At 68.8% G+C, this 21,720-nt stretch carries 18 protein-coding genes; 6 read left to right on the top strand and 12 right to left on the bottom strand.

Annotation, left to right across the window (positions count from 1 at the left end):
- Window positions 1-46: 46 nt before the first annotated feature.
- On the bottom strand, window positions 47-1,288 hold the full coding sequence (locus HZF05_RS12180) for an N-acetylmuramoyl-L-alanine amidase (RefSeq protein WP_160366633.1): 1,242 nt from the start codon (window positions 1,286-1,288) through the stop codon (window positions 47-49).
- A 129-nt stretch (window positions 1,289-1,417) separates the two neighbouring features.
- Window positions 1,418-2,644 (bottom strand): FAD-dependent oxidoreductase, encoded by a 1,227-nt coding sequence (locus HZF05_RS12175; protein WP_160366632.1) that lies wholly within the window; start codon window positions 2,642-2,644, stop codon window positions 1,418-1,420.
- Between the two features lie 142 nt (window positions 2,645-2,786).
- Here HZF05_RS12175 and HZF05_RS12170 point away from each other — a divergent pair, with 142 nt between their 5' ends.
- Window positions 2,787-3,716 carry an ABC transporter ATP-binding protein gene (locus HZF05_RS12170; protein ID WP_160366631.1) on the top strand — a complete coding sequence of 310 codons (930 nt, stop codon included), beginning with the start codon at window positions 2,787-2,789 and terminating at the stop codon, window positions 3,714-3,716.
- A complete protein-coding gene (locus tag HZF05_RS12165; protein ID WP_160366630.1) occupies window positions 3,713-4,915 on the top strand; it encodes an ABC transporter permease in 1,203 nt (400 codons plus the stop codon). The genes HZF05_RS12170 and HZF05_RS12165 overlap by 4 nt, the downstream gene beginning before the upstream one ends.
- On the opposite strand, the gene HZF05_RS12160 is transcribed toward HZF05_RS12165, so the two are convergent.
- The 3 genes from HZF05_RS12160 to HZF05_RS12150 form a co-directional block, all read right to left on the bottom strand.
- Window positions 4,909-5,301: a hypothetical protein gene (locus HZF05_RS12160; protein WP_160366629.1), complete on the bottom strand. Its 393-nt coding sequence runs from the start codon at window positions 5,299-5,301 to the stop codon at window positions 4,909-4,911. The genes HZF05_RS12165 and HZF05_RS12160 overlap by 7 nt on opposite strands.
- Before the next feature lie 140 nt (window positions 5,302-5,441).
- Window positions 5,442-6,107, bottom strand: a complete 666-nt coding sequence (locus tag HZF05_RS12155) for an energy transducer TonB (RefSeq protein WP_160366628.1) — start codon at window positions 6,105-6,107, stop codon at window positions 5,442-5,444.
- A gap of 140 nt (window positions 6,108-6,247) precedes the next feature.
- On the bottom strand, window positions 6,248-9,652 hold the full coding sequence (locus HZF05_RS12150) for an acyl-[ACP]--phospholipid O-acyltransferase (protein WP_181638858.1): 3,405 nt from the start codon (window positions 9,650-9,652) through the stop codon (window positions 6,248-6,250).
- Between the two features lie 143 nt (window positions 9,653-9,795).
- Between HZF05_RS12150 and HZF05_RS12145 the strand changes: the two genes are divergently transcribed.
- Together HZF05_RS12145 and HZF05_RS12140 are read left to right on the top strand one after the other, a co-directional pair.
- Window positions 9,796-10,401 (top strand): TetR/AcrR family transcriptional regulator, encoded by a 606-nt coding sequence (locus HZF05_RS12145; protein WP_160366627.1) that lies wholly within the window; start codon window positions 9,796-9,798, stop codon window positions 10,399-10,401.
- Window positions 10,401-10,925 carry a GNAT family N-acetyltransferase gene (locus tag HZF05_RS12140; RefSeq protein ID WP_246331951.1) on the top strand — a complete coding sequence of 175 codons (525 nt, stop codon included), beginning with the start codon at window positions 10,401-10,403 and terminating at the stop codon, window positions 10,923-10,925. The genes HZF05_RS12145 and HZF05_RS12140 overlap by 1 nt, the downstream gene beginning before the upstream one ends.
- Here the strand turns inward: HZF05_RS12140 and HZF05_RS12135 are convergent.
- The 3 genes from HZF05_RS12135 to HZF05_RS12125 form a co-directional block, all read right to left on the bottom strand.
- Window positions 10,922-12,931, bottom strand: coding sequence for a transglycosylase domain-containing protein (locus HZF05_RS12135; RefSeq protein WP_160366625.1), 2,010 nt, complete (start codon window positions 12,929-12,931; stop codon window positions 10,922-10,924). The two genes, HZF05_RS12140 and HZF05_RS12135, sit on opposite strands and share 4 nt — an antisense overlap.
- Before the next feature lie 191 nt (window positions 12,932-13,122).
- Window positions 13,123-14,472 (bottom strand): FAD/NAD(P)-binding protein, encoded by a 1,350-nt coding sequence (locus HZF05_RS12130; protein WP_160366624.1) that lies wholly within the window; start codon window positions 14,470-14,472, stop codon window positions 13,123-13,125.
- 31 nt (window positions 14,473-14,503) lie between these two features.
- Window positions 14,504-15,385 carry a LysR family transcriptional regulator gene (locus HZF05_RS12125; RefSeq protein ID WP_160366623.1) on the bottom strand — a complete coding sequence of 294 codons (882 nt, stop codon included), beginning with the start codon at window positions 15,383-15,385 and terminating at the stop codon, window positions 14,504-14,506.
- Window positions 15,386-15,477: 92 nt separating this feature from the next.
- Here HZF05_RS12125 and HZF05_RS12120 point away from each other — a divergent pair, with 92 nt between their 5' ends.
- Window positions 15,478-17,577 carry a malate synthase G gene (locus HZF05_RS12120; protein WP_160366622.1) on the top strand — a complete coding sequence of 700 codons (2,100 nt, stop codon included), beginning with the start codon at window positions 15,478-15,480 and terminating at the stop codon, window positions 17,575-17,577.
- Between the two features lie 43 nt (window positions 17,578-17,620).
- Here HZF05_RS12120 and HZF05_RS12115 read toward each other — a convergent pair whose 3' ends face one another.
- Entirely contained in the window at window positions 17,621-18,025 is a 405-nt protein-coding gene (locus HZF05_RS12115; protein ID WP_160366621.1) for a GFA family protein, read from the bottom strand.
- 3 nt (window positions 18,026-18,028) lie between these two features.
- Window positions 18,029-19,312: a UDP-N-acetylglucosamine 1-carboxyvinyltransferase gene (gene murA, locus HZF05_RS12110; protein WP_160366620.1), complete on the bottom strand. Its 1,284-nt coding sequence runs from the start codon at window positions 19,310-19,312 to the stop codon at window positions 18,029-18,031.
- 172 nt (window positions 19,313-19,484) lie between these two features.
- Here murA and HZF05_RS12105 point away from each other — a divergent pair, with 172 nt between their 5' ends.
- Window positions 19,485-20,213, top strand: coding sequence for a helix-turn-helix domain-containing protein (locus HZF05_RS12105; RefSeq protein WP_160366619.1), 729 nt, complete (start codon window positions 19,485-19,487; stop codon window positions 20,211-20,213).
- Between the two features lie 4 nt (window positions 20,214-20,217).
- Here the strand turns inward: HZF05_RS12105 and HZF05_RS12100 are convergent, their stop codons facing one another.
- Both HZF05_RS12100 and HZF05_RS12095 read right to left on the bottom strand, forming a co-directional pair.
- Window positions 20,218-21,069: a class I mannose-6-phosphate isomerase gene (locus HZF05_RS12100; RefSeq protein WP_160366618.1), complete on the bottom strand. Its 852-nt coding sequence runs from the start codon at window positions 21,067-21,069 to the stop codon at window positions 20,218-20,220.
- Window positions 21,070-21,149: 80 nt separating this feature from the next.
- Window positions 21,150-21,698 (bottom strand): hypothetical protein, encoded by a 549-nt coding sequence (locus tag HZF05_RS12095; protein WP_160366617.1) that lies wholly within the window; start codon window positions 21,696-21,698, stop codon window positions 21,150-21,152.
- Window positions 21,699-21,720 lie beyond the last annotated feature (22 nt).

Genomic DNA, 21,720 nt, shown 5'->3' with positions numbered 1-21,720 from the left:
TCCTTCGACTGCGCTCAGGACGAACGGATGTGGTGGATTGGCGCTGTCAGTCCGCCATCGCCACGTCGGTCCGCCCCAGACGGCGGGCGAAGTGGGCTTCCACCGCCTGCGTCACGCCGACTGCAAGATCGTGCTGGTAACCGTGCGAGAACAGCTTCCTGAGGTCGCCCGGATCGGTGATGTAGCCCGATTCAAGCAGCACGGCGGGCACATCCGGCGCCTTGAGGACGGCGAGGCCGGCGAAGCGGTGATAGGTCGTCTTGAACTGGATGCCCTGCCCGGTCAGCTGGCGCTGGAGGATATCGGCGAAGCGCGACGAGGCGTTCATCGTCTCGCGCTGGGTGAGATCGATCAGGATGTTGCCGACGTCGTTCGAGGTGTCGCCGAGATCGACGCCGTTGATGATGTCCGACCGATTCTCCTTGGCCGCGAGCCGCGCCGCCACCTGATCCGAGGACACTTCGGACAGGGTGTAGACGGTAGCGCCGCTGGCGTTGGAGCCCGGCGCGCTGTCGCAATGGACCGAGATGAACAGGTCGGCATGCAGGCGGCGCGCGATCTCGCGGCGCTCCTGCAGGATCAGGAAGCGATCATCGGAACGTGTCAGTGCCACGCGCACCCGGCCGGATTTCAGCAGCTCGTCGCGGATCGCCTTGGCGATCTGGAGCGTCGCATCCTTTTCGCGATAGCGGCCGTCGACCGAGAGCGAGCCCGGATCGTGGCCGCCATGGCCTGCGTCGATCACCACCAGCGGCTTGTCGGCGCGGCCCTCCACCGCCGGGATCGGCAGCTGATAGGGCGCCGGCGCATCGAGCGGCACCGTCACCGCGCCCTGCCCCTGTGACGGGGTGAAGGCGGCATAGGAGATGCGGCCGGCACGCGCGGCGTTGGCGAACTCTCGCGGCGAGGCGTCGGCGAGCTTGAGGGTCAGCGTGCGGCGGTCGTCCGACAGGCTGGCCTGCCGCACCACGCTAGTGCCGGCGAGATCGAAGACGACGCGGCCTATGCCGGGCCTCACCATCCCCACGCGGGTCTGGAGGACGGGGCCGCCCGAGGCGGTCATCGCGCCCGGCGTCAGGCCCTGGATGTCCACGGCAAGCCGGCGCGGCGTATCGAGAATCAGGCCCGAGGCGCCGTCGACCGCCGAATCGAACGCCATCGTCACCACGTTGCCGTCGACCGACATCGCGCTGATGGTGCTCGCCTGCGCTCCGGCAAGCGGCGCGCCCAGCAGGCCCAGACTGACGGCGGCCGTGAAAGCGCGGCGCGCCGAGAAAGCAAATCGCATGAGCCCGTCGATCCCCAACAGCGCTCCCCGGCTCCCTGATAGGGGTAGCGCCTGACGACAGGGTGAACCGGGACGGTTGATCCGTCAGTAACCAAGCGGCAGGCCGTGCCCGCCGCGGGGCGAATGCCGCTATGCGAGGCTCTTGAGGGGGGTTTCGGGGTCCGCCAGCTTCGCCGGATCGGCCGCGACTCGGCCGACGACGAGTGCCTTGCCCTGCACGTAATCCTTGACCGCATTGACGCAGTCGAGCGCCACGACATGGCCCTGCTTGAGGTACACGATCGAGAAGCTGCGGCTGGCGATGTCGCCGCGCGTCACGGTCGAATCGTGGCCGGACGAGAGACCGACCGTCTGCAGGCGCAGATCGTACTGGTTCGACCAGAACCACGGCACGCTGTTGTACGGCTCCTCATCGCCGGTGATCGCGCGGGCGACGGTGGTGGCGAGATCGTTGGCGTTCTGCACCGATTCGAGCCGGATCGGCAGCCCTTCCGCATAGGCGTTGGCATGCATCGCGCAATCGCCGATCGCGAAGACATGGGGCAGCGAGGTGCGGCCATGCTCGTCCACCGCGACGCCGTTGCCGCCGCGCGCGCCGGCCGCCATCAGCGGCTCGACGGCAGGAACGATGCCGATGCCGACGATCACCATCTCGGCCTCGACGACTTCGCCGCCAGCCAGCTGGACACCGGCAACCCGGCCATCCTTGCCCGTGATGCACTCGACCATCACGCCCAGCCGCACATCGACGCCGTGGTCGCGATGCTCGGCCTCGTAGAATCGCGACAGTGGCTCTCCGGCGACACGGGCGAGCACGCGGTCCTGCGCCTCCAGCACCGTCACCTGCTTGCCGAACTTGGCGAGCACGGCCGCCGCCTCCAGCCCGATATAGCCGCCGCCGATCACCGCGACGCGGGTGGTCGTCTCCAGCTCGCCCATCATCCTGTCGACGTCGGCGCGGGTGCGGACCGAATGGACGCCGATCAGGTCGTGGCCGGCGCAGGTCAGCTTGCGGGCGTGGCCGCCGGCCGCCCAGATCAGCTCGCCATAGCCGATCGTCTCGCCATCCTCGGTGGAGACGGTGTGCGCGGCCGGATCGACCTTCACCACCCGCTTGCCGGTCAGCATCGCGACGTTCCGCTCTTCCCAGAAGGCTGCCGGGCGGATGAGGATGCGATCGAAGGTCTTCTCGCCCGAGAAATAGTCCTTGGAGAGCGGCGGGCGCTCATAGGGAATTTCCGGCTCCTCGCCGATCACCGCGATCGAGCCCTCGAACTTGCGCTGCCGTAGAGCGATCGCCGCCTGCGCCCCGCCATGCCCTGCGCCCACGATCAGAACGTCGTACTTCGCCGCCACCCCGCATCCTCCATTCGTCGGCAGGGCTTCCTTAATCCGGTTTTGCCTACCATCATGATCCGATGCAGCGGCGCATATCCTGTTCGTCCGACACTTCCAAGCGGACAGAAAATTGCGCCATCGTTGTCAATTTCGGGGGCGCATGACGAGTCTGGCAGTCGAGGCGAGCAAGCTCGTCAAGCGGTTCGAGGGACAGCGCGCGGTCGACGGGATCGATCTCGCGGTGCCGGAGGGCGCGATCTACGGCGTGCTCGGCCCCAATGGCGCGGGCAAGACGACCACACTGCGCACGCTGCTCGGCATCATCGAGCCGGACGGGGGCTGGCGGAAGGTTCTCGGTGAAGACCGCCCGATGCGCGCGGCACCGCGCATCGGCTACCTGCCCGAGGAGCGCGGCCTCTATCCGTCCATGCAGGCCAAGGAGGCGATCGCATTCCTCGGCGCGCTGCGCGGCATGACGCTGGCGGACGGGCGCAGGCGCGCGGGCGAGCTGCTGGAGGAAGCGGGCCTCGGCGAAGCGGCGACCAAGACGATCCGCCAGCTCTCAAAGGGCATGGCGCAGACCGTCCAGTTGCTTGGCACGATCGTCCACCGGCCCAAGCTGCTGGTGCTGGACGAGCCCTTCTCCGGCCTCGATGCGATCAACCAGCAACGCCTCGAAGGCCTGATCCGCGCGCAGGTGGCGGAGGGGTCGACGGTGCTCTTCTCCACCCACGTCATCGCCCATGCCGAACGGCTGTGCGAGCGGATCAGCGTGATCGCCAAGGGCCGCGTCCGCTTCGACGGCACGGTGGCCGAGGCGCGCGGGCGCCTCCCCTCGCGCGTGCATCTGACCACGCGCGCCGGGGACGGGCCGTGGCGCGCGGCGCTGCCGGCGGACTCGATCGCCGATGGCCGCAATTTCGATTTCGCGCTGCCCGAAGGCGGCATCGAGCCGGTGCTGGAGGCGCTGATCGCGGGCGGTGCCGGCATCGAATCGCTCGCCATCGAGCGGCCCAGCCTGCACGACGCCTTCGTCGATCTGGTCGGCGAGCCGGTTCCCCAACCCGAGCCGGGGGAGGTGCAGCCATGAGGCAGTTCCTCGCCTCCGCCTGGGTGATCGCGCGGCGCGATTACGGCGCGACAGTCTTTTCCAAGGTGTTCATCCTCTTCCTGCTGACCCCGCTCTTCTCGCTGGCCTTCGGCGCTGTGTTCGCGCTCGCTGGGCATGACGACGGCGGGCCGGGGCGCTCTCCCATGGTCGCGGTGATCGGCGGCGAGGATTTCGCGCACCCGCTGATCGAGGCGCGCACGCGCCTCGCCAAACGGCTCGGCGACGATGCCGTCCCGACGCTGCGCCGACAGGCGATGCCCGCATCCGGTTTCGCGGACGGACCGCACGAAGCGCGCGAAGCGTTGCGCAACCGCGATACCGACGCCGCCGTGTCGGGCACGCTCGATCGTCCGCTGGTGACGGTCGTCGGCGACGACAGGGGTCTGGCCGACCGGATCGGCCTGATCCTCGATGCGGCGCGCGCCGGGCCGCCGGCCACCGCCCGGATCGACGTCCGCTATGTGGCCCAGCCGGCCGCTCCCGACGAGAGCGGCCGCCGCGACGTCGCGCACTGGGCGCAAACCGGCGTGTTCTTCCTGCTGATGCTGCTCGCCGGCATGTCGCTCTCCACCTTCATCGAGGAGAAGTCGAACAAGGTGATCGAGGTGCTGGCCGCCGCCGTGCCGATCGACGCGATCTTCCTCGGCAAGCTGGTGGCGATGCTCGCCATCTCGCTGACCGGCGTGGCGATCTGGGCGGGTGCGGCGCTGACCGCCGTGATGGCCTTCTTCCCCCACGCGTTGTCGGGCGCGACCGCCCCGGCGGTGGGCTGGCCGCTCTTCATCGGCGCCGCGATCCTCTATTTCACGGTGAGCTACCTGCTGATCGGCGCGGTGTTTCTGGGCCTCGGCTCTCAGGCGGGGAGCCCGCGCGAGGTGCAATCGATGGCGATGCCGGTGACGATGCTCCAGCTCCTGCTGTTCGGCTTCGCCTCGGCCGGCACCGCGCATCCCAACGGCTGGATCGGCATAGCCTCGGCCGTATTCCCGTGGAGCTCACCCTTGTCGATGCTGGGCCGCGCCGCGCTGGTGCCGAGCCTGTGGCCGCACCTGCTGGCGCTGGCATGGCAGCTGCTCTGGCTGGTGCTAGCGCTGCGTGTCGCCGCCGCGATGTTCCGCCGCGCGGTGCTCAAGTCCGGCGGCGGTTGGCGGTGGCCGTGGATGCGAAAGGCTCAATAGCCCAGCGTCAGCCCCAGCGCGTAATATTTCGGGCCGGCATTGCCCTTGATGTCGAGCTTCGGAAGGATCGGCAGCGCCACCGTGCCGTAGGGCCTCGTATGGTCACCCGAGAAGCGGACGCCCGCGCCCACCTTGGCGAAGAGCGGGATCTTGTACGCCGCCTCGACGCGCCCGTAGAGCCGGGTGCGATCGTCCGACGCCAGCACCCCTGCGCCCGGCGTGATGCTGAACCCGGCGATGCCCCAGCTGTAGCCGGCGCCAATCTCGCCACCCCAATGGCCGTCGGCGCGCGCGCCCAAGCCTTCCGCGCCGATTCCCGCGCTCGCCGCCGAGGCGATGCCGCAGCAGAAGGACGCGGCCAGCACCGCCTTGATGAAACCGTTCATGACGCAACCCTTTCACACGCAACCCTGCGGGATCGGGCTGTCAGGTGGCAGAAATGCCCGTCAAGCGATGCGGGACGGGGCGAGTCCGTTGCGCGATAGGGCGATGCCCCGCCGGATCGAAACCCGGTGGGGAGAGCCGGTCACTCCGCCGGCAGCTTCCAGGTCACGCCGCCTTCGTAGGTGGAGGCTGTGTGGTTGCCGGCCATGTCCAGCGCCGGCCTGAACCGCGCGCGGCTCATCAGCTTGCGGCAGGCGGTCCTGTCGAGGTCGCCCGATCCGCTGCTGCCCAGCACCGTGCAGCCGGTCGGCCGGCCGTCCGCACCGATATCGAGGCGGAAGCTGGTGCGCCCCTCGATCCCCGAGCGGACCGCCGAGGGCGGATAGTCGTCGGTCGTCACCCAGTCGCCGGTGCTGCCGCGCGGCGTCGCGCGGGCCGAATGGTCGGCGACCGGCGGCGGAGGTGGCGGGGGCGGATCGACGATCTTGCTGCCGGTGCCGCCGCCGATATCGACGGGAGTCGCCTTCTCGCCGAGATCGATTGTCGTGTCGGGGTGCGGCCGGGTTTGCGGCTGCGGATCGGTGGTGGTCTTCGAGCTGGGCTGGGTCTTGTGCTCGATCGGCTTCGGCCTGGGCGTCACCGGCTCGGTGTGGCGCCAGTTGTGGAGGATCGGATCGGGCAGCGGCGCCCGGATCACCTGCAGGGCAAGGCCCGAGACGAGCCCGAACCCTACCACGCCCACGATGGCGACCGAGATCGCCCCCGAGACCATCTTCTCGCGACTTCTGTCCTGATCGATATAGGCCATGACAACCCCCTCCTGTGGGATGTTGTATCATGCCATTTCCGTAAATATTCGCAATAGATCAAATAAAGGAGGGACTTATCCTGTGAGGATCCTCCCTATACTGCATCTGCGCAAGCATTGTTGCGCATTCGTGCAATTCGTCAGGCGCCCGCCGCCATCTCCGAAAGTCGCGGATAATCGAGCTTGCCGGTGCCGAGCACGGGCAGCGCGTCGATCACGCGGACATCCTTGGGCACGGAAATTTCCGCAACGCCGTTGGCTTTCGCCCAGCCGAGCAGCTCTGATGCCGTCGCGCCCGCCTTCGTCGTGAACAGCACCAGCTGCTCGCCCTTGCGCGGATCGGGGCGAGTCACGACGGCATGGTCAAGGCCCGGCCAGAGCTGCCCGGCATAGCCCTCCACCGCCGGCAGCGAGATCATCTCGCCGCCGATCTTGGCGAAGCGCTTGGCGCGGCCGCGGATCGACACGTAGCCCTCGGCGTCGATCTTCACGATGTCGCCGCTGTCATGCCAGCCGTCGTGCGGCGGCTGGAGCAGGCCCGGCGCGTCGGCCTTGTAGTATCCCGCCATGATGTTCGGCCCCCGGATGGCGAGCCGGCCGACGCTGCCGCCCTCGTCGTCGATGCCGGGGATCGCCTCCAGATTGGCCTCGATCGCGGGGAGCAGCCGGCCGACGGTGCCGGCGCGGAAGTGCATCGGCGTGTTGACCGCGATCACCGGCCCCGCCTCGGTCGCGCCATAGCCCTCCATGATGCGCAGGCCGAAGCGCTCGGCATAGGTGGCCCGCGTCGTGTCGCGCACCTTCTCGGCGCCCGCGAAGATGTAGCGCAGCGAATAGAAATCATACGCATTGGCCATGCGCGCATAGCCGGCGAGGAAGGTGTCGGTGCCGAACAGGATCGTCGCATTGGCGTCGTAGGCGAGCGCCGGCACGATCCGGTAGTGGAGCGGGCTCGGATAGAGCACCGTCTTGATGCCGTTGAGGATCGGCAGCAGCGTGCCGCCGGTCAGCCCGAAGCTGTGGAAGACGGGCAGCGCGTTCAGCACGATGTCGGTCGGGTTGAAGTCGATCCGCGCCGCCAACTGCAGGCAGTTGGAGATCAGGTTGCGGTGCGAGAGCGCCACGCCCTTGGGGAGCCCCTCCGAGCCTGAGGTAAAGAGGATCGCGGCGGGGGTGTTCGGATCGATCCTGAGCCGCTTGTGGATCGAGCGCGCGAACTTGCCGGCGATCAGCGCGCGCAGCTTGGCGCCGGTGCCGATCGTGGCGGCGAGATCCTCCAGCCAGACGATCCGCCTGGTTTCGCCCAGCGCCTCGACGATCGCGCCGAGCTTCGCCTGCTCGACGAAGGCGCGGGCGGTGACGATGGTCTTCACGTCCGCCGCCGTGCACGCCGCCTGCAGGTTGTTCAGGCCCGCCGTATAGTTGAGCATCGCCGGCACCCGGCCCGTCGCCTGCAGCGCGAAGAAGGTCGCGACCACGGTGTTGACGTTGGGCAGCAGCACGCCGATCGCCTCGCCCTGCCTGGTGCCGACCGACAGTGCCCGGCCGAGCGCCTGCGTGCCGGTGATCAGGCGGCTGTAGGTGAGCGGCTCGCGCTTGATGTCCTCGGCGACAGGCGCCTTCATGCCGTGCAGTTCGGCGGCATCGAGCAGCGCCTCGAACAGGGTGCGGTTGGTGTTCGAGGTGGCGAAGATCATCGCCGACATCTCGTCATACAAGCGGCGGCCGGCGATGGCGCGGCGTTCGCGCGCCGACATCTCGCCATCCACGCGGAAGCGGCGTGGCGGCAGGACGGTGAGTGTGATCTTGGGGAAGGCGCGGGTCCTGACCTTGCCCTTCAGCCGCGAGAAGGGGCTGTACTGCGCGCCGTCGATGCGCACCGGCACGATCGGTGCGTCGGCCTTGTCGGCGACCATGCCGGGGCCGTCGAAGATCTTCATCAGCGCGCCGGTCACGGTGATGCGCCCTTCGGGGAAGATCACCAGGGTGCGGCCTTCCTTCACCGCCTTCACCATCGCCTTGGCGGCCATCGGGTTGGTCGGATCGACCGGGAAGGCGTCGAACATCCGCAGGAACGGCTTGATCCACCAGGCCTGCGCCACGCGGGTGTGGACCGCGAAGGTCGGCTTGCCGGGCAGGAAGGCGGCGAGCAGCAGCCCGTCGAGAAAGGAGACGTGATTCACCACCACCACCGCGCGCTCGCCGGGCAGGGGCATGTTCTCGGCGCCGATCAGGTCGACGCGATAGAAGAGGCGCAGCGCCGCGCGGACGGTCGCCTTGAATACCGTCTCGGGCAGCAAGGCGCAGCAATAGAGCGCCACGAAGAGGCCGAAGACGCCCAGCACGATGAACAAAGTCGGGCTGCCCGCCCCGGTCCACAGGATGAAGGCGACGACCGCCGAGATCAGCACCATGCCGGCGGCGTTGACGATGTTGTTGGCGGCGACGTCGCGCGAGCGGCTGGCGGGATCGCCCAGCGTCTGGAGCAGCGCGTAGAGCGGCACGATATAGACGCCGCCCGCGATCGCGATGACCAGCAGCTCGGCGACCAGCCACCAGCTTTCCGGCGCCTGCAGGAAGCCCTTCACGCCGACGGTGGTGGCATAGGGTTCCAGCCCGGAGACGGTGATGCCGAGCAGGATCACCGCCACCGCCAGCACCAGCGCCGAGACCGGCACGTAGCGCGCCGAAATCTCGCCGCCGAGCAGCCGGCTCACCACCAGCGATCCGATCGCGACGCCCACCGAGAACAGGCCGAGGAACAAGGCGCCGACCGTCTGGGTGGCGTTGAGGTGGCCGACCAGCGGCACGAACTGCTGGGTCAGCACCGCGCCGAGCGAGAAGAACCAGGTGATGCCGAGGATGGCGAGGAACAGGTTCCGGTTGCGCCGCGAGTGCGCGACGATCCGCGCGGTGGAGGCGATCAGGTTGACCTCCACGGCGGGACGGTCGGCGGCGGCGGGGGCGGGCGGGATGAACAGGCTGGTGGCGAGGCCCACCACCGCGACTCCGATCATGGCGTGGGTGGCGTCCGCCGTGGGCAGCAGCCCGCCCGCCAGCTGCCCGGCGAGGATGGCGAGGAAGGTGCCGGCCTCGATCAGGCCGGTGCCGCCCATCAGCTCGTGCTCGCGCAGATGCTGGGGCAGCATCGAATATTTCACCGGCCCGAAGACGGTGGAATGCACGCCCATCGCGAACAGCACGCCCATCAGCAGCGGCATCGATCCGCTCTCGATCGCGACGAGGCCGACCCCCATGATCGCGATCTCGGCGACCTTCACGGCCTGCGCGACGCGCGCCTTGTCGAGCCGGTCGGCGAGTTGCCCCGCCACCGAGGAGAACAGGAAGTAAGGCAGGATGAACACGCCGCCGGCGGTCACCGCGACCAGCGCCGCCTTGTCCGCATCGCCCCGGTAGAGGCCGAACGAGACGAGGAACAGCATCGCCGAACGATAGAGATTGTCGTTGAAGGCGCCGAGGAACTGGGTGACGAACAAAGGCCAGAAGCGGCGCTTGGCGAGCAGACCCCATTGCGGTGCGGACATGGTTTGGACCCTAGACGGCAGGAATGACCCCGAGATTAAAGCATGGGTCCGCCGCCGAAACCCCTTGCCGATCTTCTGGGTAGCGTCATATTGAGCGATGTTCAATAATTATTTTGAACACTGTTCATAATCAGGAAACCACGATGGCCCGCCGTTCCGACCACACCCGCGCCGAGCTGGAAAAGCTGATCGTCGACGAGGCGCACCGGCAGATGGAGGATGTCGGCTTCCAGGCCTTCTCGGCGCGCGAGGTGGCGAAGCGGATCGGCTATTCGATCGGTACGCTGTACAACGTGTTCGGCAGCCTCAACCGCCTGCTGCTGGCGGTGAATGCGCGGACGATCGGCCTGTGGGTGGCGGAGATCGAGGCGGCGCTGGAGAGGGCCGAGAACGATCGCATCGGCGCGCTGGTGGAAAGCTATTTCGCCTTCGCGGGCCGGCATCGGAACATCTGGTCGGCGGTCTACGATCATCGCTCGCCGGCGGGGGAGGAACTGCCGGACTGGTATCGCGCGGCACTGGAGTCGCTCACCGGCGTGATGGTGCGCGAGGTCGCGGCCGCACTTCCGGAATCGCGGCAAATGGAGGCGCCCGCTTTGGCGGGGTCCCTTCTGGCACTGGTCCACGGCCACTGCGTCTTCGCGCTCGACGGCACGTTCCGGCTGCTGGGCGTTGAGGCGCCGCTGGAACTGGCGGTGACACGGGTGCGGGAGATATTGGGCGACGGACAATCGCGAGGAGAGTCATGATGTTCGTGGCGGCCCGGGATGACGATCTGCCGCGCATCGTCTCGCTGATGAACCGCGCCTATCGCGGTGCCGGATCGTCGGCCGGCTGGAATACCGAAGCCGGCTATATCGCGGGCGACCGGACGACCGAGGCATTGCTGCGCACGGAGGTCGCCGAGAAGCCGGACGGTTCACTGCTGAAATATGAAGACTGCAGCGGCATCCTGCGGGCCTGCGTCTGGCTCGAGCCGTTGGGTGAAGGCGGCTGGTATCTGGGATCGCTGGCGATCGATCCGGATCTGCAGAATGCCGGCCTCGGACGCTCGCTGCTCGCCGCCGCCGAGCATTGGATCGCCGAGAAGGGTGGAGCGCGCGTGCGGATGTCGGTCGTCAACGTCCGGGAGGCGTTGATCGCCTGGTATCTCCGACGAGGGTATCGGTCGACCGGCGAGACGATCGCCTTTCCTTATGGCGACAACCGGTTCGGAACGCCGCTGCGGGACGACCTCTGCTTCGTGGTGCTGGAAAAGGCGCTGACGGCCTAGTCGTTGCCCTCGTAGTCCGCATCGTCCTCCTGTGCGGGCTGCGTCTCGCTCTCGTGAGGCTTGGCGTGGAGATGCAGTCCGCCCTCGTCCAGATCGAGGCCGATATCGAGGTTGCCCAAAGTGAAGTTGCCGGTCGCGCTGATCGCGTCCGGGTCCACCGCATCCGGCACCTTGCCCCCCAGCGGCCGCGCGCCGGTCGCCTGCGCCATGAAGCTGCGCCAGATGCGCGCGGGCAGGCCGCCGCCGGCGAGGCCGGGGATCGGCTTGTTGTCGTCGCGGCCCACCCACACCGCCGTCACCAGCCCGTCGGCGAAGCCCACGAAGATCGCGTCGCGATTGTCCTGCGTGGTGCCGGTCTTGCCGAACACCTGCGTGTCGAGCGCCGCCGCCTTGGCGGTGCCCTGCTTGACGGTCGCGGAGAGCAGGTCGAGCAGTTGCTCGTGCTGGGCGGAGGGCAAGTGGCTCTTGCGATCCCAGAAGCGGTCGATCCAGCCGGGCGGCGGATCGGGCAAACCGTGCGGGGTCACCGGATAGGCATTGCCCGCCACCGCCGCATAGGCGCGGGTGAGTTCCAGCAGCGTCACGCCGGACGTGCCGAGCGCGAGGCTGGGATCGGCGTTGAGCGGCGAGGTGATGCCGAGATCGCGCGCCGCCTTCACCACCGCGTCCGGCCCGACCTGCTGGGCGAGGCGCACGGCAGCGACATTGCTCGATCGCGCGAACGCCTGCCGCAGTGTGATCATCCCCTGATAGCGGTGATCGGCGTTGGAGGGCGACCAGCCGTTGATCGTGATCGGCCTGTCTTCCACCTTGCTGTCGGGCGTCATGCCCACGCGCAGCGCCGCCAGATAGACGAACAGCTTGAAGGTGGAGCCAGGCTGGCGCCGCGCCTGCGTGGCGCGGTTGAAGCCGCTATCCTCGTATTTCGAGCCGCCGACCATCGCGACCACCCGCCCGTCCGGCTTCATCGCGACGATCGCGACCTGGCCCTTCGAACCGACCTGCGCGGCGGCGGCCTCGGCGGCGCGCTCCATCCGGCTGTCGAGCGTGGTCTGCACGCTCTGCTGCTCGTAGCCGCCGCCGGCCTGGTCGCGCGCGGCGGGCAGCACCCAGTCGGCGAAATAGGAACCGCCGATCTCGGCCGGCACGGGCCTCAGGTGCAGGCGGGCTGGGTGCGTTTTCGCGGCGGTCGCGGCATCGATGAAGCCCGCCTCCTTCATCGCGCTCACCACCAGCATCTCGCGCGCCTGCGCGCCTGCGAGGTTGGTGGAGGGGGCGAGCTTGGACGGCGCCTTCATCAGCCCCGCGAGCATCGCCGATTCGGACACGTTCAGATCCTCCGGCGCCTTGCCGAAATAATGGTGCGCGGCGGCGCGCAGACCATAGACGTTGTCGCCGAAATAGACGTTGGAGAGGTAGCGCGAGAGGATCTGGTCCTTGCTCAGCCACGCTTCCAGCCAGAAAGCGACCATCACCTCGCGGATCTTGCGCCCCGCCGTGCGATCGGAGTTCAAGAACACCAGCTTGGAGAGCTGCTGCGTGATCGTCGACCCGCCCTCGCGCACATGCCCGGCGCGCAAATTGTGCCACGCCGCGCGCGCGATACCGTGCGGGTCGATCGCCCAGTGATGGTAGAAGCGCTTGTCCTCGATCGCGATGAAGGCCTGCCAGACATGCGGGGGCAGCTTCGCCACGTCGACCGGACGATCGGTAACGGCGCCGCGCCTGGCGAACATCCGCCCGTTCGAATCGGTCAGCGTGATGGTGGGCGGCGCGATCGGCTGGAGCGACTTGGAAAGCGGCGCCGTCACCGCCAGCCACGCCACCGAGGCCATGAACAGCAGCAGAGCACCCGAGATCGCCCAGCGGATCCAGCGCCAGTGCGAGCGCCTGCGCTTCGGTTCGACAAGCGGCTGCCCGAACGGATCGACACGAGGCTGCGGCGCGATCGGAGCGAACGGCTCGACCGAAGGCGTGTCGCCGGACTCGAACTGGGGGTCGTGCATCGAAGTGTATTAGTATCGCAATACGGATGGATGGGATAGCCCTGCCTTTCTACTCCACTCCGTTCGCCCTGAGGAGGGACTGAGCTTATCGAAGGCCCGTCTCGAAGGGTGTTGCGAGGCGCATGTGCTTCGAGACGCCGCTTCGACTACGCTCAGCGGCTCCTCAGCACGAACGGGTAGGGTTGAGATGGTCAAAGTCCCTCCCCCTCCACCCATTGCGCGTTGGCAAGCCGCCTGGCGACCGACCATGCCTGCCGCCGGATATCCGGCACCGCGACGATCTCCCAGAAGGCGCCGCGCGTCATCGGGCCGATCACGGTGAGACGATCCGAGGATGAGCCGTCGGCGGCGATCGCCCGCGATTCCTGATCGACGTCGATGCCGATGCGCAGCGGGTCGGCGCGCAGCAGGCCCCGGTCGCGCAGATTGATCAGCAACGGCTCGCGCGTGGCGGTGAGATCGCCCTGCGGGCCGGTGCCGTTGACGATGCGGCGGACGCGCAGCGTCTCCTCCCCGTCCTCGTGGCGCGGGCGATAAGTGAGACGGGTGTGCTCACCATCGGCCTGCGCGTCCGTTACCTTGCCGGCGACGATCGCGAGCTTGCCGCTCTCCCGCATCGCCTCGATCGTCCTCGCTACAGAAGGCGCCAGACGGTGACGATGCACGTCCCACCACGGGCGCAGATGACGCAGGAAGCGCTGCCGTTCGGCGATGTTCATCGCGCGCCACAGGCCCTGCGTATAGGGGCGCAGCTCATCCACCGCCGCGCGCCAGTCGACCTTGGCGGCGCGCTCGCGCAGCGCGGCGACCAGCGCCGAGGCGGTCGGCTGGGGCCGTTCGCTGCGCCTCGTCGCCGGCACGCCGCGCACATGGGGGCGCGGCACGAGGCCGTGGCGGGAGAGGGCGACGATCCGCCCCTCTAACCCCCGCGCCTCCGCCAGCAGGGCGATGTCCACCATGGTGAGGCCGGTGCCGAGCACCAGCAGCGTATCGTCCGGCCCGAGCCCGGAGAGGATGTCGCCATGCCAGGGATCGGTGACGTAGCTGCCCTCGGGCAGCGCGGCCGGATCGATCCCGCCGGGCGTGATCGGCGGCAAATTGCCGGGCGCGAGCACCGCGCTGTCGGCGGCGAGGCGGGAGCCGTCCGCCAGCGCGAGGCGCACGCCCTCGGCCTCGACCGTCACGTCGCGCGCCTCGGCCCGCACCACCTCCAGCCGTCCGGGTGCGCGCGCCATCGTCTCGGTGAGCAGCGCGTCGAGATAGTCGCCATAGACCAGGCGCGGCACGAAGCCACCGACGCCGGGGCGATGCTCCTCCAGCCAGCGGACGAAATGATCCGGGTCGTCGGGCAGCGCCGACATATTCTCGGCCCGCACGTTGAGCAGGTGATCGGGATGCGCCGCCGAGTAAGCGACGCCGCGCGCGGTGTGTTCGCGCCGCTCGATCAGGGTCGCGCGCGGGCCGTCGTGGCGCAGCAGGTTGACCGCCAGCAGCGTCCCCGAAAACCCGCCGCCGACGATCGCCACATGGTCTCTCTTCATGGCGCCTGTCTGCGGGGACCGGGGAGCGGGATCAAGCCTCCCACGGCACCGGCCCGATCGCGGCGGCCATGTGATCGACATAGGCGGTGACGGCGGCAGGCAGCGGCTCGGCCTTCGCGTGGACCGCCCAGATCGCGACGTCGGTGGCGCCCTGCCAATCGGGCAGCACCCGCCGGAGCGCGCCCGAGGCCAGCTCGGCGCCGACATCCCATGTGGAGCGCAGCGCGATGCCCATGCCGGCGAGGCACAGCTCGCGCACCACCTCGCTGGAGTTCGTGGCGACTACGCTCTCCACGTCGATCGCATGCCGGCCCTCCAGCCGCCAGGGCGACTGGTGGCGGGCGGCGAGAAGATGGTGGCCCTGCAGATCGTCGAGCGAGGCCGGCGCGCCATGCGCCTCCAGATAGATCGGCGCGGCGCACAGGATGCGCCGGTTGGGGGCGAGCAGGCGAGCGGTCAGCGCCGTGCTCTCGGGCTCGGACGCGATGCGGATGGCGACGTCGATGCGGTCGGCGATCAGGTCGGTATAGCCGTCGTCGAGCAGCAGTTCGGCGCTGACATCGGGGTAACGATCGAGAAAGGCGGGCAGGTGCGGGGCGACGTGGAGCCGCCCGAAGCTGGTCGGCGCGGAGACGCGCAGCAAGCCGGAAGGGTACTCGGCCCGCCCCGAGACCCGCGCCTCGGCCGCCTCGGCGGCGGCGAGGATCGCACGCACCTCCTCGTAGAAGGCCTGCCCGGCCTGGGTGGTGGAGAGGCGCCGCGTGGTGCGGTTGACCAGCCGCGCGCCCAGCCGCTCCTCCAGCGCCGCGAGCCGTTTGGAGGCCGCCGCCGGAGAGAGGCCGAGCCTCTGGCCGGCGGCGGAGATGCTGCCCATCTCCACGACGAGCTCGAGGAGGCGGTAATCGCGATCCATCATTCTTTCCCTGAACGATCGAATGCTTTGAGCATTTTCCGTCTAATGCAGCAATCCCGCATGCCCTACATTGCCGGCCAAGGAGAAACGCCATGACCGACCGTATCCAGAAATCCGGCCTCGCCGTCGCGCCCGCTTTGGCCTCGTTCATCGACGAGCGGGTGCTGCCCGGCACCGGAATCGAGGCGGAGGCCTTCTGGGCGGGCGCGGCGGGTATCTTCGCGCGCTTCGCGCCAGAGAATGCCGCGCTGCTGGCGAAGCGCGACGATCTGCAGGCAAAGATCGACGCGTGGCACGTCGAGCGCGCGGGCCAGCCGATCGACGGGCGGGAGTATCAGGCCTTCCTACGGGAGATCGGCTATCTGGTCGAGGAGCCGGCACCGTTCGCGATCGAGACCGATCGCGTCGACGCCGAGGTTGCGACGCTGGCCGGCCCGCAGCTGGTCGTGCCGATCCTCAACGCCCGCTTCCTGCTCAACGCGGCGAATGCGCGCTGGGGCAGCCTGTACGACGCGCTCTACGGCACCGATGCGCTGGGCGAGGCGCCCAAGGGCGGCGGCTACGACAAGGCGCGCGGCGCGAAGGTGATCGCCCGCGCCAAGCAGCTGCTCGACGAGGCGGTCCCGCTCGCCTCGGGTTCGTGGGCGGACTTCGCCGGCGGCGAGCCGGCGCTGGTCGATCCGTCGCAGCTGGTCGGCCGTAATGGCGACAATCTGCTGTTCCGTCACAACGGCCTGCACATCGAGGTCGTCGTCGATCGCGCACATCCCATCGGCAAGGACGATTCCGCCGGCATCGCCGACGTCCTGCTTGAATCGGCGCTGACCACGATCTGCGACCTCGAGGATTCGGTGGCGGCGGTCGATGCCGAGGACAAGGTCGCGGCCTATGCCAACTGGCTGGGGCTGATGAAGGGCGATCTGGAGGCGAGCTTCCAGAAGGGCGGCGAGACGTTGACCCGCACGCTGGAGGCGGACCGGACCTATACCGCGCCGGACGGCTCCACGCTGACCCTGCCGGGCCGTTCGGTCCTGTTCGTCCGCAACGTCGGCCACCTGATGACCAACCCGGCCGTCCTGCTGCCCGATGGCAGCGAGGCGCCCGAGGGCATCCTCGACGGCATCGTCACTAGCCTCATCGCGCTGCACGATCTCAAGGGCCTCGGCCAGTACGGCAACAGCCGCGCGGGATCGGTCTATATCGTCAAGCCCAAGATGCACGGGCCGGAGGAGTGCGGCTTCACCGATCGCCTGTTCGACGCGATCGAGGATCTGCTGGCGCTGCCCCGTCACACGATCAAGGTCGGCGTGATGGACGAGGAGCGCCGCACCTCGGCCAACCTCGCCGCCTGCATCGCGGCGGTGAAGGGCCGCATCGTCTTCATCAACACCGGCTTCCTCGATCGCACTGGCGACGAGATGCACACCTCGATGCGCGCCGGCCCGATGATCCGCAAGGCGGAGATGAAGGGCGCCGAGTGGATCACCGCCTACGAGAAGCGCAACGTCGCGATCGGCCTCGCCTGCGGGCTGGCCGGCAAGGCGCAGATCGGCAAGGGGATGTGGGCCGCGCCCGATCGCATGGCCGACATGCTGGAGCAGAAGATCGGCCATCCGAAATCCGGCGCCACCACCGCATGGGTGCCCTCGCCGACGGCGGCGACACTGCACGCGATGCACTATCACGCCGTCAATGTGGCGGAGCGGCAGGCGGCGATCGCCGACGATCCCATCCCCGGCCTCGACAAGCTGCTGACCATCCCGCTGGCGCTCGGCCACAATTGGGCGCCCGACGAGATCGCCGCCGAGCTGGACAACAACGCGCAGGGCATCCTGGGTTACGTCGTGCGCTGGGTCGATCAGGGCGTCGGCTGCTCGAAGGTGCCGGACATCCACGACGTGGGCCTGATGGAGGACCGCGCGACGCTGCGCATCTCCTCGCAGCACATGGCCAACTGGATGCTCCACGGCGTCGCGCAGGCCGACGAGGTGGAGGCGGCACTGATCCGCATGGCGGCGAAGGTGGACGGCCAGAATGCGGGCGATCCCGCCTACACGCCGATGGCGGGCCGCGAGGGGGACAGCCTCGCCTTCCAGGCGGCGCGCGCTCTGGTGTTCGAGGGCGTCGAACAGCCCAGCGGCTATACCGAACCGTTGCTCCACGCCTTCCGGCAGCGCGTGAAGGCCGGATGAGCCTTGCGGGGAGGGTTACGCCCTCCCCGTCATCCCGGCCGGCTCAGCCGAGGATCCGCGCCTCGCGGAGGTAGACGATCTCGCCCGCGCCTTCCCATGCCCGGCCGTCGGGGAAGCGCAGCTCGATCCCGGCGAGGTCGCTTTCCTCGGCCAGCGCCATGTTGACGCCCATCGTCACGTTGCCGAACTTCGCGATGGCGCTGGCGGTCAGGGTGAAGTGCGTGGTCGATCCGCACCGTTCGCAGAAGCGAATCTCGGCGGCCGGATCGTCCTTGTCGGCCCGGCTATAGCCTTTCGCCTCGCCGGTCACCTTGACCTCGGAGGGATGGAAATAGCCCCAGCGCGCGCCGGCCTTGCGGCAGAGCGTGCAGTTGCATTCGTTGACATAATCCGGCCGCTTCGCGACCTCGACGCGGAGCTGGCCGCAGAGGCAGGAGACGGCGAGCATGCCTCAGCTGTCCGCTTCGCGCTCGATATCCGCGCCCACCGCGCTCAGCTTCTCCTCCAGCCGCTCATAGCCGCGATCGAGGTGATAGACGCGGTGCACCCGCGTCTCGCCCTCGGCGGCGAGGCCGGCCAGCACCAGGCTCATCGAGGCGCGCAGGTCGGTCGCCATCACCTCGGCGCCGACGAGGCGGTCGACGCCCTTCACCACCGCCGTGCGGCCGTGGACCTGGATGTCGGCGCCCATCCGCGCCAGCTCGGGCACATGCATGTAGCGGTTCTCGAAGATCGTCTCGGTCAGCACCGATGCGCCGTCGGCACGCGTCAGCATCGCCATGAACTGCGCCTGCATGTCGGTCGGGAAGGCCGGATAGGGCGCGGTGGAAATGGTGAGCGGCTTGAGCTTGCCGTTCGCCGCCACCTTCACGCCGTCGGCGGTTTCGGAGATGTGAAGTCCGGTCTCGCGCAGGCTCGCGATGATCGCGCCCATCTCGTCGGCCTTGGCGCCGACCAGTTCCAGCTCGCCGCCGGTGATCGCCGCCGCGCAGGCATAGCTGCCCGCCTCGATCCGGTCCGGCATCACGCGGTAGGTGGCGCCGTGCAGGCGCGGCTTGCCGTGGACGACCAGCCGCTCGCTGCCGATCCCCTCGATCTCGGCGCCCATCGCGACGAGACAGCGGCAGAGGTCGACGATCTCGGGCTCGCGCGCGGCATTGTCGATGATCGTCTCGCCGGTCGCCAGAGCGGCCGCCATCAGCGCATTCTCGGTGGCGCCGACCGAGACGATCGGGAAGCTGATCCGCCCGCCCTTGAGGCCGCCATCCGGCGCGATCGCCTTCACATAGCCGGCGGTGATCTCCAGCTTCGCGCCGAGCTGCTCCAGCGCCTTGAGGTGCAGGTCGATCGGGCGGTTGCCGATCGCGCAGCCGCCGGGCAACGAGACGGTCGCCTCGCCCATCCGCGCGATCAGCGGGCCGAGGACGAGGATCGATGCGCGCATCTTGCGCACGAAGTCATAGGGCGCGGTGGTGGACGTGATCCGCGTCGCGTCCAGCGTCATGGTGCGGCCGAACTCGTCGGGGCTGCCGCCGGCGATCGCGGTGGACACACCCATGCCGTTCAGCAGATGGCCGAAGCCGTCCACGTCGGCGAGGCGCGGGAGATTGTCGAGCGTCATGGGCTGGTCGGTCAGCAGCGCGCAGGGCAGCAGGGTGAGCGCCGCATTCTTCGCGCCGGAAATGGGGAGGCGGCCCGAAAGCTTGGCACCGCCGCGGATAACAATTCTGTCCATGACAGCGCTTCCTAGAGGATTCACGGGGGCGCACAAGAAGGCACACGGGGCGTCCGTCCGGCGCGCCGCAGGAGATCGTCGGCAAGTCCTTCAAATCTTGATCGTTGTTAGCGCGCAACGGCCGCGTTCCGGTTACGGAACATTCCTGTAACGGGGGACGAGCGGAGGAGCGGTGGTTCAAAGCTGTCTGGCGGATCGGCTCGGCCGCTATCTCCGCCTTGGTGATACCGAGCGCCGCGCGCTCGGGGCGTTGGAAGAGAGCGAGAGGCTGGTGTCGCGCGGTCAGGTGCTGCGTGCCGAGCAGGCGCCCGCGCGCGAGCTGTTCGTGGTGCGGCGCGGCTGGCTCTATTCCTCGATGCTGCTGCCCGACGGCAACCGCCAGATCCTCTCCGTTCACCTGCCCTGCGAGTTCGCCGGCGATACCGGCATGGCGTGGGGCAACGCGCCCTTCACGCTGGTGGCGGCCACCGACGCGGTGGTCGGCGTGATCGACAAGGCGGCGCTGCGCCGGCTGTTCGCCGAACATCCCCGGCTCGGGCTGCTGCTCTACACGCTGGCACAGGCCGAGCGGGTGGCGCTGGCCGACCGGCTCGCTTCGGTCGGGCGCACCTCGGCGCGGGCGCGGGTGGCCGCCTTGATATGCGACATCATGCGGCGCCTGCGCGCCGGCGGCGAGGCCGTGGAGGACGGCATCCCCCTGCCGCTGACGCAGGAGGAGATCGGCGACGCGACGGGGCTGACCGCAGTGCACGTCAACCGGATGATGCGCCAGCTGGTCGAGGAAGGCGTGATCGCCCGGTCCAACGGCCGTGTTCGCATTCTCGACGAGGCGCAGCTGGCGGCTACCGCCAACCATATCGACCGCTTCGCGACGATCGATACGGGCTGGCTGGGAAGCTGACGCTCTAGGCCAGCAGCCCCTCGTTCACGGCGCCGCCCGGATAGGCGAGCAGCAGGTCCGCGCCGTCCTTCACCTCCAGCGACACGTCGCTGTCCGCCAGCCACACGCCGCCCGGTCCGATCACATCGCCGTCCACGCTGCCGTCGCCCCGGAGCGGCACCAGCCACACCGGCCGGTCGTGCGTCGCCTTGAGCGTGCCGGCGCGCGGCGTGGTCCAGCGCTCGGTCACGAAGGCGCCGTCGCCCGAGAGGATGCGCCGCCCCTCGCCCAGATCGTAGGGCTTGAACGGCGCCACATAGGGCACCGGGTCCGCCACGGCGACGCCGTCGTCGAGATGCAGCTCGCGGTCACTGCCATAATCGTAGAGGCGGTAGGTCAGATCGACATTCTGCTGGACCTCGATCAGCACCAGCCCCGGCCCGATCGCGTGGATGGTGCCGGCAGGCGAATACCAGAACTGATCCGCTTTCACCGCCTTCCAGTCGAGCTCGTCCTCGATCTTGCCGCTCTCGGCATCCTCGCGCAGCTCTTCCTTGGTCATCGGCTTGAGCGTGCCGATGGCGATGGTGGCGTGCGGATCGGCGGAGAGGATCTGCCACGCCTCGCTCTTGCCGCGCTCGTGGCCGTGGGCGCGCGCATAGGCATCGGTGGGGTGGACCTGCACCGAAAGCTTGTCAGCGGTGAACAGATATTTGATCAGCAGCGCGGGATCGTCCTCGCCGACGCCCTTGGGCGCCTGGAACCACACCTCGCCGACCGGCTTACCGCCTTCCGGCACATCCTCGAAGCCGGGCCAGAGATCGTGCCGTCCCCAAGGCTTCTCGACGCGCTTGGTCTCCAGGCGAATGGCGGGCATCGGTGGTCTCCGTGGGGATCAGGGGCTGGCGACGGAACGCCCCAGCCCCTGCCCTGTTTCCCACGCCTGCTCAACAGGCTTCAATTCGCGAGGCGGGTGTCCACCTTCTCGACCCATTCCGGGTAGAAGCTCGGCTCGCGGGCCGACCAGCCCGCCGCCGTCGCCGCCGCCTCGCTGATCGACTGGAGCAGCGCCCGCCGACGATCGGGATGAAGGTGCGGCAGGGCTGCGGCCGCGCAGAAGGCGCCCGGCAGCCAAGGCCGCACCGGCGCGCCCAGCAGCCGCTCGTATAGGAAGCGGTAGGCGCCAAAACTGCAGAGCCGATCCTGGCCGAGATCGAAGGCCGACATCGTCACCAGCGGCGCCATGAAAGGCTCGATCGCATCGAGGCCACTGTCGTCCGGCACGATCGCGCGCAGGCCGTCGAGCCGGCCGTAGATGCGGGTCTGGGCGCGGATGCTCGCCGCTTCCACCACGTCGCGTGACCAGCGGCCGAGCGCGTCCTGCCGTTCGAGGCCGACATCGAGAGAGCGTCGGATGTAGCGCTGCGTCGCGGCGGGGAAGGAGGCGAACTCCTTCATCTCTGCCAGCGTCATCGCGCCATCTGCCGGTCGTGACTGCGTACCCATGCGTCTTTCCCCACCGTTTGTC

This window comes from Sphingomonas chungangi, assembly GCF_013778325.1.
GTDB lineage: Bacteria > Pseudomonadota > Alphaproteobacteria > Sphingomonadales > Sphingomonadaceae > Solisphingomonas > Solisphingomonas chungangi.
Note: the sequence above shows the minus strand (reverse complement) of the source record. Positions and strands in the feature narration are given on the sequence as shown.